The sequence below is a fragment of the Candidatus Accumulibacter contiguus genome (assembly GCF_012940005.1).
GTDB classification, from domain to species: Bacteria; Pseudomonadota; Gammaproteobacteria; order Burkholderiales; family Rhodocyclaceae; genus Accumulibacter; species Accumulibacter contiguus.
The window spans coordinates 1-14,081 of record NZ_SPMX01000033.1 but is presented as its reverse complement, the minus strand read 5'-3'; the positions used below and the strand labels follow the sequence as shown (position 1 = coordinate 14,081).

Sequence of the window (14,081 nt, the reverse complement as noted above, 5' to 3'; positions counted from 1 at the left end):
GGATCTTCGAGCATCTTTCTTCCCCTCGGTTAGTTTGCCCTTCCAAGGGTACGAAATTTCGAAGGCCCTGCCACTCTCCCGCAGGACTTTCATCGGGCGTAGCACTCGGCCTTGGCCGAAATGATGATCAAGGCCGAAATTTCAGCGCGTGTGGTGCGATTCAAAGGGATACACGCTATAGTGAAACAGACCAAAGGTGCCGAACGATTTCATGCCGATTTGCCGGAGCGACAAGCTGCTGGCGCAGTTCACACGGCATGATTCCGGAACAAGAGTCCGGGTGCAGGAGGGTGAAGTGAGCACAAGATATGAGATGGATGTGGTGGCATGGGCCAATGAACAGACTCGGCTGATTTGTGCCGATTGCTTTGATCTGCTCGACCTGGAGCACATGGCGGAGGAGATTGAGGACGTGGGCAAGAGTGAACAGTGCGGGATGGCCAACCGTATGGCCATCCTCCTGGTCAAGTACCACCCGAATCGACGCGGTAGCAGTGATTATCAATAAACTGGTGTTCTGACGCCCGCTTTTGACCGGGAGAGACAATGCTCGACAACAAGACGATTCTCATCACCGGCGGTACCGGTTCGTTCGGCAAGCAGTTCGTGAAGACCATTCTGGCGCGCTATCAGCCGAAAAAGGTCATCATCTACTCACGCGACGAATTGAAGCAGTATGAAATGGCGCAGATTTTTAATGCGCCGCAGATGCGCTATTTCATTGGCGACGTGCGCGACCAGCCGCGTCTCAGGCAAGCCATGGATGGGGTCGATCATGTGATCCACGCAGCGGCCCTGAAGCACGTGCCGGTGGCCGAATACAATCCGATGGAATGCATCAAGACGAATATATATGGGGCCGAAAACGTGATTCAGGCCGCCATCGCCGCTGAAGTGGAACAGGTGATCGCCCTGTCGACGGACAAGGCGGCCAATCCGATCAACCTGTATGGTGCAACAAAACTGGCGTCCGATAAATTGTTCGTCGCAGCGAACAATATCGTGGGTGCACGCCGAACGCGGTTTGCGGTCGTTCGCTACGGCAATGTGGTTGGTTCGCGCGGCTCGGTCATTCCTTTTTTCCAGAAGTTGCTTGCGCAGGGCGCCACCGAATTGCCGATCACGGATGAGCGCATGACCCGCTTCTGGATCACCTTGCAAAATGGGGTTGACTTCGTCATCAGGAATTTTGAGCGCATGCATGGAGGCGAGATCTTCATTCCCAAGATTCCGTCGGCGACCATCCTCGACCTGGCCAAGGCCATTGCCCCGCACCTGCCACTGAAGATCATAGGCATTCGTCCCGGCGAAAAGCTGCATGAAACCATGTGCCCAGGCGATGATTCTCATCTGACTCTTGAATTTCATGACCATTTCGTGATCAAGCCAGCGATTTCGTTCACCCTGCAAGTCGATTACCACAAGAATCGGCTGGGCGAGATCGGCATCCCGGTAGTCGGTGGCTTTGAATACAGTTCCGGCACCAATCCCGAGTTCCTTGATGTTGCTGCCATTCGCATGCTGATCGCACAGGGACGCGAGAATTGATTCCCTACGGTCGCCAATCGATTTCTGAAGAGGATATCGCTGCCGTCGTGGCAGTGCTACGTTCGGACTGGATCACGCAGGGACCCTGTATCGACGCTTTCGAATGCGCACTGGCAGGGTATTGCGGCGTGGCCCACGGGGTGGCGGTGGCCAATGCGACGGCAGCGCTGCACATCGCCTGCCTGGCGCTCGGTGTCGGCCCTGGGGACTGGGTCTGGACCTCTCCGAACACCTTCCTGGCTTCGGCCAATTGCGCCCTGTATTGTGGTGCCCGGGTCGACTTTGTGGACATCGACCCGCTGACCTACAACATCAGCGTGGCGGCGCTGCAAGAAAAACTGCGACAGGCAAGTCTCGATGGTGTGCTGCCGGCGGTGCTCATCCCGGTTCACTTCGCAGGCCAATCCTGCGACATGAAGGCGATCGGAGCGCTGGCAAGGCAATACGGATGCCGGGTGATCGAGGATGCATCGCATGCGGTTGGCGCCGACTACCAGGCCGGCAAGGTCGGCAATTGCGCCTTCAGCGACATGACGGTGTTCAGTTTTCATCCAGTCAAGATATTGACCACTGCTGAAGGCGGCATGGTGATGACCAACAGCGCGGCATTGAGCCAGGCATTGCAGCGTCTGCGGTCGCACGGAATGACACGCGCCCCGGCCGATTTGCAGAACAAGAATGAAGGCGCCTGGTATTACGAACAGATCGAACTGGGCTACAACTACCGAATCACCGATCTTCAGGCGGCACTAGGCCTCAGCCAGCTGGCAAGTCTGGACAGGTTCGTGGCACGCCGGCGCGAACTGGCCGCGCGCTACGACCGGCTGTTGGCCAACTTGCCGCTGGTATTGCCGCGGCAGGCCGGATACGGCCGTTCGGCCTACCATCTATACCCGGTCTGGGTAGCGTCCGAGCGGCGTCGTGTCGTGTTCGACGCGCTACGCGCCCAAGGCATCGGTGCCAATGTGCATTACCTGCCCGTCTATCTACAGCCCTATTACCAAATGCTCGGCTTTCGCGTCGGGAAGTGCCCACAAGCCGAGCATTTTTACCGTGGCGCCATCAGTCTGCCCCTGTTCTATTCGATGACAGACGATGAGCAGGACCAGGTGGTGGCTGCGCTGTCGAGTGCCCTGGCATGAAGCTGGCAATCATTCCTGCCCGTGGTGGCAGCAAACGCATTCCGCGCAAGAACGTCAAACTGTTCTGCGGCAAGCCGATGATCGCCTGGTCGATTGATGCGGCACACGCCTCCGGTCTTTTCGATCACATCGTCGTTTCGACCGACGATATTGAAATCTCCGAAGTGGCGAAGGCGTATGGGGCGGAAGTGCCGTTCATGCGACCGGCAGCCCTCTCCGACGATCACACCGGAACATCACCTGTAGTTGCGCATGCAATCGAATGGTATCGAGCACAGGGCGGCATGCCTGACCCGGTTTGCTGCATCTACGCGACCGCACCATTCGTCAGCACGGCGGATCTGCAGCGGGGCCTGCAATTGCTGACTGACAGCGGTTCTGATTTTGCTTTCTCGGTCACCCGTTATACATTCCCGATTCAGCGTGCAATCAAGCTGACTGAAGAAGGGAGGGTTCAGATGTTTCAACCCGCACATTTCAACACCCGTTCGCAAGACCTGGAAGAGGCTTTCCATGATGCAGGGCAGTTCTACTGGGGGCGTGCTGCGGCGTGGATAGCCGACAAACCGGTCTTTTCAACGATTGCAATGCCGGTGATTCTGCCCCGTCACCGCGTACAGGACATTGACACGCCGGAAGACTGGGAGCGTGCAGAGTGGATGTTCAAGGCATTGCAGACAGGATGACCCGGATGACCGGGCAAGAAATTTCTTTTCGGGTTGATGCCTCCCTGCAAATCGGCACAGGCCACGTCATGCGTTGTCTGACACTGGCCGATGCCCTACGATCCGCGGGTGCCAAGTGCCGTTTCATCTGTCGTGAGCACCCAGGCCATCTTCTTGGCCTGATCCGGCAACGTGGGCATGCAGCGATTGCCTTGCCTGGCACGGCTGCGAACGCTTCCCTTGCTTCTCATGGGCACCAGTTTCAACTGGCGCATGCGGCCTGGCTTGGCGCCGAATGGGCGACCGACGCAGGGCAAACCCAGGCGGTATGGCATGGTTTGGTCACGGACTGGCTCATCGTGGACCATTATGCTCTCGATGCGCGCTGGGAATCTGCGCTCAAGGCGCAATACCGAAAGCTGATGGTCATTGACGACCTTGCCGACCGCGAACATATTGCTGATCTCTTGCTTGATCAGAATCTGGTCGATGGAATGGAAAACCGCTACCAGGGCAAAGTGCCCGGCCATTGTATCTGCCTGGTCGGCCCGCAATACGCACTGCTGAGACCAGAGTTCAGCATGCTTCGGCCTGCCAGTCTTGCCCGGCGTAAAACGCCTGCTTTGAAGCGATTGTTGATTTTCATGGGAGGCAGCGACCCGGACAATGAAACCGGCAAGGTTCTCGATGGGGTGATGCTGTCCAGGAAACCTTGGGAGCATATCGACGTGGTCGTCGGGGAAAGCCATTCTGCCCTGCAAACCCTGAAGGACACCCTGGTGAACTTCCCGTCCGCCACGCTGCACATCCAGACACCCGATATGGCGAAATTGATGGCGGCTGCGGATCTGGCCGTCACTGCAGGCGGGAGTGTGACCTGGGAAAAATGTATCCTCGGACTGCCCAGTCTCGTCGTCATCCTTGGAGAGAACCAGCGCTCGGTTGCCACGATGATGCATCGGCAGGGGGCTCAACGAACACTGGGTGTGGCCTCTGAACTGACCCCAGCTTGCTATGCGAAATATCTGGACGAGGTCGTAAGCGCTGCATTGCCGGCAATGATCGACTGTGCCAGCAGAGTGTGCGATGGTTCAGGTGTTGAAAAGGTATTAAGAATTCTCGAGGATGAGAACTGCGTATGAATGACAGCCTCTTGGCCATCGCCGGGCGGAGGATCGGCCCCAATGAACCCCCTTATTGCATCGCCGAAGTCGGCATCAATCATAATGGCGATCTTGGAATCGCCAAACGGATGATAGAAATTGCCAAAGAGGTGGGTGCCGATGCCGTCAAGTTCCAGACCTTCAAAGCGGAAGAATTCTGCGGTGATCCTGAACAGATGTTTACCTATCAATCGCAAGGGCAAACCGTCACCGAATCCATGCTGGAAATGTTCAGGCGCTACGAATTCGCCCCGCAGCAATGGCGTGCAATCAAGGCGCACTGCGATGCTGTAGGCATTACCTTTTTCTCGACTCCACAGAACCGTTCCGACCTCGATCTGCTGCTGGCGATCGGTGTGCTGGCGATCAAGGTGGGCTCCGACGACTTTACGAACCTGCCGTTACTCCGAAGTTACGCGGCAGCCAATCTGCCGCTGATTCTTTCCTGCGGCATGAGTGATCTGGCCGAAGTGCACCAGGCTCTGGAAACGGTCGGATGGTTTACCGGCAAGCCTCTGGCCTTATTGCTGTGCACTTCCCAGTACCCTACGCCTGCGCAGGACGTTAATATCCGCAAGCTGACGACCCTGCAGCAGGCTTTCCCAGGCCTGCTGGTCGGTTTTTCCGATCATACACAGGGTCCCTTGGCTGCAGGACTGGCCGTCGCTCTGGGTGCACGGGTCTTCGAGAAGCACTTCACTCTGGACCATGATCTGCCGGGGCCGGATCACTGGTTTGCCGAAGACACCGAGGGGCTGCGCGAATGGATACGAATCATCAAGTGCGCGCATGAAATATTGGGTAGTCCATTTCTCATGCCAACAAAAGCAGAAAGAGGGATGCGCTTGCAGGCGAGGCGCAGCATCGTAGCATTACGAAATATAGAAATAGGTGAAGAATTGAACGCCGAGAATATTGGTTTGCGGCGACCCGGTGCCGGGTTGTCTCCAGAGCTGATTGATCAGGTGATGGGTCTGCGAGTGGCGCGCCAGATTAAAAAGGGGTGCTATCTCCGGTTGACTGATATTTCAAATCAAGGATGAAAATGGTCACCAGGGTTTTTTTTTAATCATTCCGACTATGCGCTGACAGCACTAGACGATCAGGATAAGGATCTGATTTTGAGATGGCGTAATTCGGAATCGATTCGCCATTACATGTACGACACCAGGATAATCACTCCGGAAATGCACGACGAGTGGTTCCGCAGAGAGTTGAAGAATGAAAAGTCGCGGCATTTCATGTTCAAGGAAAAAGGCAGGTCTGTTGGTTTTGTGTCCTTTACGGATATCAATGCTCGCGATCGTCGTTGTACCTGGGCATATAATTTGTCAGACGAAAGGGATAGTCTTCAGAAGGGGCTTGGCGCCGTGATGGAGTACTTTGCCATCGAACATGTATTTGAAAAAAATGCCCATCGAGAAGCTTTGCTGCGAGGTTCTGGATTTCAATACTGCAGTGGTTCGCCTTCATCAGCGCTTTGGATTCATCAAGGAGGGATTTCTTCAAAAGCATATATACAGGGATGATGGGGTTTTTCGGCGTGGTGGTGATGGCGCTTTTTTCGAGAGGACTGGATGAAGATAAAAGGCGATTTGAACAAGACCTTGTTCAGCGCCAGCTAGCCGATTGGTGATTATCTCTGCTCATCAGCCAGCCTATCTCCCATGGCTGGGATATTTTGATAAAATTGCACGCGCTGATGTCTATGTTTTTCTCGATACCGTGCAGTTCGAAAAAAAACAGCTTCATCAACCGCAACAAGATTAAAACGGCACAAGGCCCACAATGGCTGACCATTCCGGTCAGGGTCAAAGGGCATATTCAGGCATCACTTCGTGAAACCTTGACCGACGAGATGCAACCCTGGCGCAGCAAGCATTTGAAGTCGCTGGAAATGAATTACCGAAAAGCGCCAAGATTCAGGGAGTGCTTTCCAATAATCGAACAGTTGCTGGCAACGCCGGAATCCAATCTTGCCGAGTTGTGCTGGCAGCAACTTCGATTCTGGGTGGCGGAATTCGAAATACACACAAGGATTGTGCGTGCATCGGAATTGCCGATAACCAGCAGAAAATCGCAATTGATCCTGGATCTGTGCCAGCACTTCGGGGCAGAAAAATATTTGTCCGGTGCTTTGGGGAAAAACTATCTGGACGAGGATCGTTTCGCAGCCTCCGGAATATCGATCGATTATCAGGACTTTCAGCATCCAGTTTATCCGCAATTATGGGGAGATTTCGAACCCTATATGTGCATCGTCGATTACTGGATGAACTGCGGTTCGGACATACATAAGATTTTGACTGGGAAATGGCATGAGTCTGAGTTCTGAATGGGAGCAGCGTTACGCAGAAGGCACTCATCTGTCGGTATGGCCGTGGTCCGATGTGGTCAGCCTGGTACATCGGCACCTTAAACCGATCCTTGTGGCGGGCGGTGGGAGTGTTCTTGAACTTGGCTCAGGTGCAGGTGCGAATATACCATTATTTATTTCTCTGGGTATGGACTATTATGGCATAGAGGGTAGCCCAACAATAGTGAAAAAACTACATCAACGCTATCCTGATCTCATCACAAATATCATTGAAGCGGATTTTACAATTCAGCAGCCGTTCGAGCAAAGATTTGATCTGGTTCTCGACCGAGCTTCGTTGACCCACAACAACACAGTGTCGATAAGAAGTGCATTGCAGATCGTTTCGGATGCGCTCAAGCCTGATGGCATATTTATCGGCTCTGATTGGTTTTCCATGAATCATAGTGATTTTTTGTCTGGGAAAGCTGTTGATGATGATTTTACAAGAACAAGTTACAGCAAGGGTCAATTCACTGGGGTAGGAAAAGTCCACTTTTCCGATGCAGCCCATCTTCGAGATCTGTTTTCGAGTTTCGAGATTTTGTTCATGGAAGAGAAACTGATGCGACGATATGAGCCACAGGACAACCATCAGTTCGCCTCCTGGAACATCGTCGCCAGGAAGCCGCATGATTAATGTGAAAGTCGCGTCAGCGACTCACGAATCTCCCCTCCCCACTTGTGGGGGGAGGGGTCGGGGGAGAGGGCGTTAGAAGTGTTCTGGTCGTTGCCGCCCACCCGGATGACGAAGTATTGGGTTGCGGGGGTACCATTGCCAGGCATCTTGCCCAGGGTGACCATGTCCATGTGCTGATCCTGGCAGAAGGTGCCACCAGTCGTTCGGAGCAGCGTGATCGCACCGCAGCCGGAGAACAATTGCTGGTTCTCTCTGCAGCCGCCAGGGAGGCGCATGCTCGACTCGGATCAACCTCCCTGGCAATGCTCGATTTTCCGGATAACCGGATGGATAGCGTGCATTTGCTCGATGTGGTCAAGGCCGTGGAATCCCATTTCAGGAAGGCCGATCCGGACATCATTTATACCCATTTCCCTGGCGATCTGAACATCGATCACCGGATTACCAGCGAAGCCGTGCAGACCGCCTGCCGCCCGCAACCAGGAAACCGGCTGTGTCAGGTCCTGTTTTTCGAGGTGCCTTCGAGTACCGAGTGGCGCATGTCAGGAAACAACGGTTTTGTGCCGAACTATTTCTGTGATATTTCTTCGATGCTTGATCGCAAGCTGGCCGCGCTTGATAGCTATGCCCTGGAAATGAGGGGTTGGCCACATGCGCGTTCAGTCACTGCCTGCGAGCATCTGGCGAGATGGCGAGGTGCAAGTATCGGCGTGGAGGCAGCCGAGGCCTTCGTGGTGGGTCGGATGCTAGATGCCCTGTTCATGGCGCGGCATCTATAAGTAGGCTCGCAATGGCCGAGCATTCTGGAACAAGCTGATGTAATTCCTGAACTGTTCAGTGCGAAAGTAAAATAAACTGCTAGGGTCCGAGGTAAACCACTTCAATCGGAGCAGAGTATTCTCGACGCTTTCCTGAGGAACGAGCCTGGCATTACCAAGGGTCATTTCCGAAGGAGCCAGGGACTCTACAATAGGGTTGAGAATGGGAATGGAATCATTCAGAAAATGCAGTGCACCGGTTGTCGGCATATCATACATCAGGCATAAATCACAACCGTTTGTATGTTGCTCCATGGTCTCATTGGCATTTTTCATTAACTCGGCGGCAGAAATTCCAATATCTCTTTCCAACAAGCTGATAATTGAGTAACTCGGTTTGCAACGTATTTTTTAGTGCGATGCCATTATCATTGCACCAGGCAACGATCTGCCGTATTCCGTGCATGTAGGGTTGGTAGCGTGTGAAATAGACTCCATTGAGAGACAGCGAATTGAGCAACAGCGAAATCGTTTTTTATTTCGCTAACGATGGTCGAACCGCTGAAGGTTTCCGGATAAGCGATCTTGAAGTTCAGTACGCTTTTGCGATTGGCATCGAAAATTTCCTGCCCATGTATTGGATGACTGAGTACCGTGATATTTCTGTATTTGAACTCGATGTCATTGACGCACTTGGAGTGGGGTAGGAAAATTACGGGTAGTGAGTGCTTCTGCGCAAAAGAAATGATCGGGCCATGAAATCCGGCATCGTGATCGGATAATATTATTCTTGATGGTTTCGATTTTTCGAAATACCGGGAAAGCTGGTAATAGGTGACTAGCTGGGCGCAGTAAATGTTTGTGAGATGTCGGATCTGGCGCTGGCGGTAATTGGGAATGACCAGATATGGCGCGAATATCTGATCGAGTTTTTCCATTAATGCAATGGAGAAATCGTGAATCCTATTGCGAATTTCTTCCGGTAAACCGGAGAGGGTGTTCCCGGCTTCCACCAGTGCCAGCGTCCTGATTGCCGGTAATGGGATATTGAAATTCGTTGCTTCGATATTTATCAGCGTTTTTCCGGTCGAGATCATTTCCTGGAAAAAATATTTGATATCATACCAGCAGGTCGGCAAATGAATCAGTAGCTGTTCAAGTTCTTCATTAGGATTTTCCTCTGATAATTCGGGGATCAGATGGGTATCCTCATCCTTGCTGCCGTAGGTAAATCCTGAAAACTCGATGTCACTGCATTTCAGGTACCACAGGAGCAAGATCGATGGGATGTATGAATTGAAGTAATACGAGCCAGGGGTATCGCAGATGAAGAGATGTACTTTCGTGCCGGCCAGCTTGTTTCCCAGATTTTCCCATAGGGCTGTGTACCACTTGAGAGCAATAAGAATATAATAAAGATTCAGATGCTGCCATCCAGCTATTGATACCTCGGGGACGATCTCCCTGACTTCGAGATCAAGTGCACTCTCCAGGTCGAAAGCGGCAGAGTGAGCGCTGCCATCCAGTTCGTGATAGAGCGGGCAATTGTCGAAAGGAATGAAATTTATATTCTCCAGTCCGCTCGAAGAAATTTGGTCAACCAGTATCGGGTCGAATGTGTAAACAGTATACGAAGGCAGGTTTCTGGCGATTTGTATGGCTGGGGAAATATCGGCAGCACTGATGATTATGATCAAATTTTCCATCGCAAGAGTTTTCTATTCGCGCAACTTGTCACGTAATTGCGAGTAGGCTTCCTTGTAATCGTGGAAGCCCTGTTCCTTCATCGCGATCTTCAGCGCATCGCTCAGCACGGCTTCGGTCCTGAACTGATTCAGACGGCTATTCGACCAGGCACAATCAAAGGTGTTGTAAGCGCGTACACGCCACTGGGGATGGACCGTCAGCATGACTGAAGCAATACGTTCCATGAGGAAGACTTTTCTCTGCACGGAGCCCGGATAGGCTGTTTCGACAGTCAGCAACTGTTTCAGCACGCTGTCCTCACCCTCGCAAATGGAAAATAGCTGCTCGTTGAGATTCAGCCAGGCGCGCCAGAATGCAGGGCGCGCGGCAAAAAAAATTGCTGAAGATGATCTGCCGTGAATCCATGACCAGCGGCGCCAGACCGATGGGCATGCCAACTGCCGCAAAAAAAGGTTTCGCTGGCTGCGATAAAACCTGGTGAAAACAGTTCCTCCTGTTCGAATACATTGAGGAAAAAAGCTCCCATGTCAGGTTGCGGGCTGAATGAAACCACATCGGTCTCTGCGCCGGCGGCTTGCACGAAGGTTTTTACCTGGGCATGGCTCAGCCCGGTCTTTTCCTGAAAGCGTGGTGAGAAGAAACCATAAAACGCATTCTCGTCGAGATCTTCATCGATCAGGAATCTGCGAATCGGCCAATACTCACGCCAATCATTGCGAGGGCTATTGACATTGTCCAGGATCAGGTATCCCGGAGGGACTTCAGCCAGGGTCTTTTCAGAGTAGGCAATATGATAGAGATGGACCGGAGGCAATGCAGGACTCATCACTTGCATCGGGTCAGTAGTATTCCCGGTTTGCATCAGCTGTCTGCTAGCGCCTTGACCACATACTGAAATGGAGTTGCATCTTGCAGGGCCATCTCGGGATCGTTACCGGATGCACGCGCCATCTGCCGGATCGCTGCCGCCATTTCATCGCTAGGTTGATCGAGGAGACGGGCAATCATGTTGATCACCTGGAATCCGTGCGAATTGAACAGATCGATAATGGTCAGACGGGTAAGCCAGCGAATATGGGTGCGATCGAACAGGCCTGAATCCTGATAGATGAACAGGCCGGCGTTGAGGCGGGACTGGACGCCCCAGTATTGCGCATTCGGGATGCAGGCAATCACTTCGGTGTTGCCACGTGCATTGGCCTTGATACGTTCCAGCAGTTGCCACGGATCGTAGAGATGCTCCAAAGCATCAGCAAACACCCAGCACTCGGCATCACCCAGCTGGCGGAATGTTTCGGCAGATAGATATTCGACGTTACCATGGATCACCTCGGTGCAATGTTGCCTGGACGCTTCGGCGTAGTCCGCATCGATTTCTATGCCCACATAGCGGCAGCCTGGATTGATGTCACGATAGGCACGCGCCAAAGCACCGCTGCTGGAGCCCACCTCCACCACTTCGGTATAGTCGCTACGCATGAAGTTGAGAACATCCGGATTATGAATCTGATTGATCGGGGTTTGTCTCATTGCTTGTGCCGGGTGCACGGTGATCCTTTCAAGGGGGCTGAATTTGCTTCACATTGGCGATGAAGTTGCCGGTGGATGCATGGTCAATTCCAACAACCGGCTTTCCAGATTGCGTACGAACAAGGGGGTATCGAACAGCACTCCCTGAGTGCGCTCCCTGATCAGGTGTGCCCGCATCCGTTGGCATTCAGTTCGACGATGACCCAGGGCAACCGCCTTTTCTTCATAGTCATTGAGCTGGTAGGTGATGAGTTCTCCCAGATTGGCGGCGGTCAGCAGGGCACCGGCCATCCGGGACGCAAAGGTACGTCCACTCCGGGTCAGGACGGGCAAGCCCATCCATAGGGCGTCGTTGGCGGTCGTGCCGGCATTGAATGGGAAGGTGTCAAGGAACAGGTCCGCAATCTGGTAGCGAGCCAGATAGTTTTCCGGGGCAACCCGCTCGGTGAAGATCAGACGGGAGGGTTCGATGCCCTGATTGATGGCTTCCTGACGCAGGTTTTCTTCGGCCCAGGGATTGTCGGCCAGTAACCACAAAACGCTGCCGGACACGCGGCGCAGGATGTTCATCCAGATGCTGAACATTTCGGGGGTGAACTTGAAGTTGTTGTTGAATGAGCAGTACACAAAGCAGTCTTCCGGCAGCCCGCAGCTCGCCCGGCTAGGGGAGGGACCCAGCGCCCGCTTGCGGTCGCTGACCTGGTAGATGTCAGGCATATAGAGGGGTTTTTCGGAATAGTAGCGGGCTTCCTCTTCGGGGATGAGGAAGCGGTCGGCAATGACGTAGTCGATGAACGGGAGGCCGGTGGTGGCCGGCAGGCCGAGATAGGTGATCTGGATTGGCGCCGGCCGGTAGGCCAGCATGTTCATTCGGGCACCGGCAGTCTGGCCCTGCAGGTCCACCAGAATATCGATCTCGTGTTCCCGAATCAGGCAAGCCGCTTCCTCGTCGCCGAGTTGATCGATACGTTGGAAGTGATCCATGGCGGCAATCACCCGCCTGCGCACTTCCGAGCCATCCTCCGGGCTCCAGCAATACGCGTAGACCTCGAATTTCTCTCGGTCATGAGATTCGAACATCTCCACCATCAGCATCGCGACCGGATGCAGGCAGAAATCCGAGGAGCAATAGCCGATGCGGATTTTCCGGTGTCCGTAGCCGCCAGGCTTGGCGAGGGATGGCAGATCCTTGAGTACCTTCTTGTCCGCGTAGCGTCGCGAGGCGGCCAGTTGTACCGCAGGATCATCGGTCATCGCAAGCATGGCCAGGGCGGAGGTGGAATTCTCCATCAGTTCCGGGCTGACCTTGCCGGTGCGTCGATAAACTGGCCAACAGCATTGTTTCATGCGCAGAAATACCCAGTGGTGGAGTACATCCGCCTGGGTGGGATCGATCGACAGACTCCTGTCGAGATAGTCCGTGGCATCCCGATATTCTTTTTTGATCTCCAGCACCCGGCCAAGATTGTTCAGGGCAAGCAGCAGGAAGGCCTGGTATTCATCCGTGTCGGCGGGAACATTGCGCTCAACCCACAGCCACTCTTCGACCGCCTGGTCCAGCAGGCCCCGGCGCTCAAGGACCAGCCCAAGGTTGAGTCGAGGCTGAATGAAGCCAGGAGACAGGGCGATCGCCTGCCGGTAAGCCTCTTCAGAAGCCGCCAGATCCCCGAGATTCGACAACGTCGCGCCGAGGTTGAAGTACGCCGCATGGGCGTGGGTTGAAGGGGTTCTCTTGAGCCAGGTCTGGTAGAGGATCGCTGCCAGAGGAGCGCGCTGCTCTTGCTCCAGTTTGCTGCACTGGTCGATGAGTTGCAGCAGTTCGAGTTGCCCGTTCCATGCCTGCATCAGCAGAGAAACAAATACATCGTCGCGCACTACCACTCCCCTCAAGGCCGCCGTCCCGAATCCACTGTCACAACGAGCCTGGATTATATCCTGAAAACTGGCCTCGGCGATCTTTGCAGGATAATCATAACTGATTGTAATAATTGAACAAAATCATCCGTTCAAGCGGTACGTTTGCTGTAGATCAGGCGACAGACGGATTCTGCACGCGCAGCTTGCGATCAATCGAAAGACTGTCCAGGATGGCATGGGACATCTTCAGCCAAACGGTCATGACCGTTTCCCCTCTCCCTCGAGCCCTCTCCCGCGAGGGGAGAGCAACTGTGTTCCCAGTCAAGCTTTTTTTAGGCGCATTTTGCATGCTCTGGATTCCACGGAATACCCGATTTGACTATGGCGTTCATGATCGTCAGCATCTTGTGCATGCAAGCGACCAGCGCGACTTTTTTTGAGTTTTCCGTTAGCAAGCAAACGTTCATAAAAGGTCTTGATGACGGGGTTGTAACGTATGGCACTTAAGGCCGCCATGTATAAAGCGGTACGGACCGTCGCTCGACCACCCCAGGTGATGCGCTTACCCTTGTGGCGACCACTGTCCGCGTTTAATGGAGCGACTCCGACCAACTTGCCAATCTGCGCATGGGTGAGTTGGCCCAACTCAGGCAATGCCCCCATCAGACTCGCTTGCGTACACGGTCCGACCCCCTTTGAAGCCTTTGAACAAAGC

16 protein-coding genes and 1 pseudogene are annotated in these 14,081 nt (G+C 53.7%); 11 read left to right on the top strand and 6 right to left on the bottom strand.

Annotation, left to right across the window (positions count from 1 at the left end; all coding sequences use genetic code 11):
• The first annotated feature begins 196 nt into the window (after positions 1–196).
• From E4Q08_RS26140 to E4Q08_RS12255, 11 genes are all read left to right on the top strand, one after another.
• The gene (locus E4Q08_RS26140) at positions 197–508 is read left to right on the top strand and encodes a DUF29 family protein (RefSeq protein WP_372703655.1); all 312 of its coding nucleotides are present in this window, start codon (positions 197–199) and stop codon (positions 506–508) included.
• A 38-nt stretch (positions 509–546) separates the two neighbouring features.
• Positions 547–1,548, top strand: coding sequence for a UDP-N-acetylglucosamine 4,6-dehydratase (inverting) (pseB, locus tag E4Q08_RS12300; RefSeq protein WP_169070593.1), 1,002 nt, complete (start codon positions 547–549; stop codon positions 1,546–1,548).
• The gene (gene pseC, locus E4Q08_RS12295; protein WP_169070592.1) at positions 1,545–2,690 is read left to right on the top strand and encodes a UDP-4-amino-4,6-dideoxy-N-acetyl-beta-L-altrosamine transaminase; all 1,146 of its coding nucleotides are present in this window, start codon (positions 1,545–1,547) and stop codon (positions 2,688–2,690) included. The genes pseB and pseC overlap by 4 nt, the downstream gene beginning before the upstream one ends.
• Entirely contained in the window at positions 2,687–3,376 is a 690-nt protein-coding gene (gene pseF / locus E4Q08_RS12290) for a pseudaminic acid cytidylyltransferase (RefSeq protein WP_034909310.1), read from the top strand. The genes pseC and pseF overlap by 4 nt, the downstream gene beginning before the upstream one ends.
• A 5-nt stretch (positions 3,377–3,381) precedes the next feature.
• The gene (gene pseG, locus E4Q08_RS12285) at positions 3,382–4,497 is read left to right on the top strand and encodes a UDP-2,4-diacetamido-2,4,6-trideoxy-beta-L-altropyranose hydrolase (protein ID WP_034909308.1); all 1,116 of its coding nucleotides are present in this window, start codon (positions 3,382–3,384) and stop codon (positions 4,495–4,497) included.
• Entirely contained in the window at positions 4,494–5,561 is a 1,068-nt protein-coding gene (locus tag E4Q08_RS12280; protein ID WP_169070591.1) for an N-acetylneuraminate synthase family protein, read from the top strand. The genes pseG and E4Q08_RS12280 overlap by 4 nt, the downstream gene beginning before the upstream one ends.
• A gap of 42 nt (positions 5,562–5,603) precedes the next feature.
• Entirely contained in the window at positions 5,604–6,047 is a 444-nt protein-coding gene (locus E4Q08_RS12275; protein ID WP_372703659.1) for a GNAT family N-acetyltransferase, read from the top strand.
• A gap of 103 nt (positions 6,048–6,150) precedes the next feature.
• Complete coding sequence (locus E4Q08_RS26135) at positions 6,151–6,288, top strand: WbqC family protein (RefSeq protein WP_169070589.1); 138 nt, start codon at positions 6,151–6,153, stop codon at positions 6,286–6,288.
• Positions 6,227–6,853, top strand: a complete 627-nt coding sequence (locus E4Q08_RS12265; protein ID WP_169070588.1) for a WbqC family protein — start codon at positions 6,227–6,229, stop codon at positions 6,851–6,853. Before E4Q08_RS26135 ends, E4Q08_RS12265 begins: the two co-directional genes overlap by 62 nt.
• The gene (locus E4Q08_RS12260) at positions 6,837–7,514 is read left to right on the top strand and encodes a class I SAM-dependent methyltransferase (RefSeq protein ID WP_169070587.1); all 678 of its coding nucleotides are present in this window, start codon (positions 6,837–6,839) and stop codon (positions 7,512–7,514) included. The genes E4Q08_RS12265 and E4Q08_RS12260 overlap by 17 nt, the downstream gene beginning before the upstream one ends.
• 44 nt (positions 7,515–7,558) lie before the next feature.
• Positions 7,559–8,293, top strand: a complete 735-nt coding sequence (locus E4Q08_RS12255) for a PIG-L deacetylase family protein (RefSeq protein WP_169070586.1) — start codon at positions 7,559–7,561, stop codon at positions 8,291–8,293.
• Between the two features lie 407 nt (positions 8,294–8,700).
• On the opposite strand, the gene E4Q08_RS12250 is transcribed toward E4Q08_RS12255, so the two are convergent.
• From E4Q08_RS12250 to E4Q08_RS12230, 6 genes and pseudogenes are all read right to left on the bottom strand, one after another.
• The gene (locus E4Q08_RS12250; RefSeq protein ID WP_169070585.1) at positions 8,701–9,978 is read right to left on the bottom strand and encodes a hypothetical protein; all 1,278 of its coding nucleotides are present in this window, start codon (positions 9,976–9,978) and stop codon (positions 8,701–8,703) included.
• A 12-nt stretch (positions 9,979–9,990) separates the two neighbouring features.
• Complete coding sequence (locus E4Q08_RS24750) at positions 9,991–10,269, bottom strand: hypothetical protein (RefSeq protein ID WP_248594868.1); 279 nt, start codon at positions 10,267–10,269, stop codon at positions 9,991–9,993.
• Between the two features lie 44 nt (positions 10,270–10,313).
• A complete protein-coding gene (locus tag E4Q08_RS24745) occupies positions 10,314–10,841 on the bottom strand; it encodes a hypothetical protein (protein WP_248594867.1) in 528 nt (175 codons plus the stop codon).
• Positions 10,841–11,509, bottom strand: a complete 669-nt coding sequence (locus E4Q08_RS12240) for a class I SAM-dependent methyltransferase (RefSeq protein WP_169070584.1) — start codon at positions 11,507–11,509, stop codon at positions 10,841–10,843. Before E4Q08_RS12240 ends, E4Q08_RS24745 begins: the two co-directional genes overlap by 1 nt.
• Before the next feature lie 48 nt (positions 11,510–11,557).
• On the bottom strand, positions 11,558–13,384 hold the full coding sequence (locus E4Q08_RS12235; RefSeq protein WP_308240126.1) for an O-linked N-acetylglucosamine transferase, SPINDLY family protein: 1,827 nt from the start codon (positions 13,382–13,384) through the stop codon (positions 11,558–11,560).
• 314 nt (positions 13,385–13,698) lie between these two features.
• Positions 13,699–14,081: pseudogene (locus E4Q08_RS12230) on the bottom strand (transposase); the annotation flags it as partial.

Excerpts from the sequence above, each read along its gene's own strand:
- pseF (WP_034909310.1), top strand. The coding sequence starts at position 2,687 with ATGAAGCTGGCAATCATTCCTGCCCGTGGTGGCAGCAAACGCATTCCG.
- E4Q08_RS12265 (WP_169070588.1), top strand. The coding sequence starts at position 6,227 with ATGTTTTTCTCGATACCGTGCAGTTCGAAAAAAAACAGCTTCATCAAC.
- pseG (WP_034909308.1), top strand. The coding sequence starts at position 3,382 with ATGACCGGGCAAGAAATTTCTTTTCGGGTTGATGCCTCCCTGCAAATC.
- E4Q08_RS12240 (WP_169070584.1), bottom strand. The coding sequence starts at position 11,509 with ATGAGACAAACCCCGATCAATCAGATTCATAATCCGGATGTTCTCAAC.
- pseB (WP_169070593.1), top strand. The coding sequence starts at position 547 with ATGCTCGACAACAAGACGATTCTCATCACCGGCGGTACCGGTTCGTTC.
- E4Q08_RS24745 (WP_248594867.1), bottom strand. The coding sequence starts at position 10,841 with ATGCAAACCGGGAATACTACTGACCCGATGCAAGTGATGAGTCCTGCA.
- E4Q08_RS12280 (WP_169070591.1), top strand. The coding sequence starts at position 4,494 with ATGAATGACAGCCTCTTGGCCATCGCCGGGCGGAGGATCGGCCCCAAT.
- E4Q08_RS12250 (WP_169070585.1), bottom strand. The coding sequence starts at position 9,978 with ATGGAAAATTTGATCATAATCATCAGTGCTGCCGATATTTCCCCAGCC.
- E4Q08_RS12260 (WP_169070587.1), top strand. The coding sequence starts at position 6,837 with ATGAGTCTGAGTTCTGAATGGGAGCAGCGTTACGCAGAAGGCACTCAT.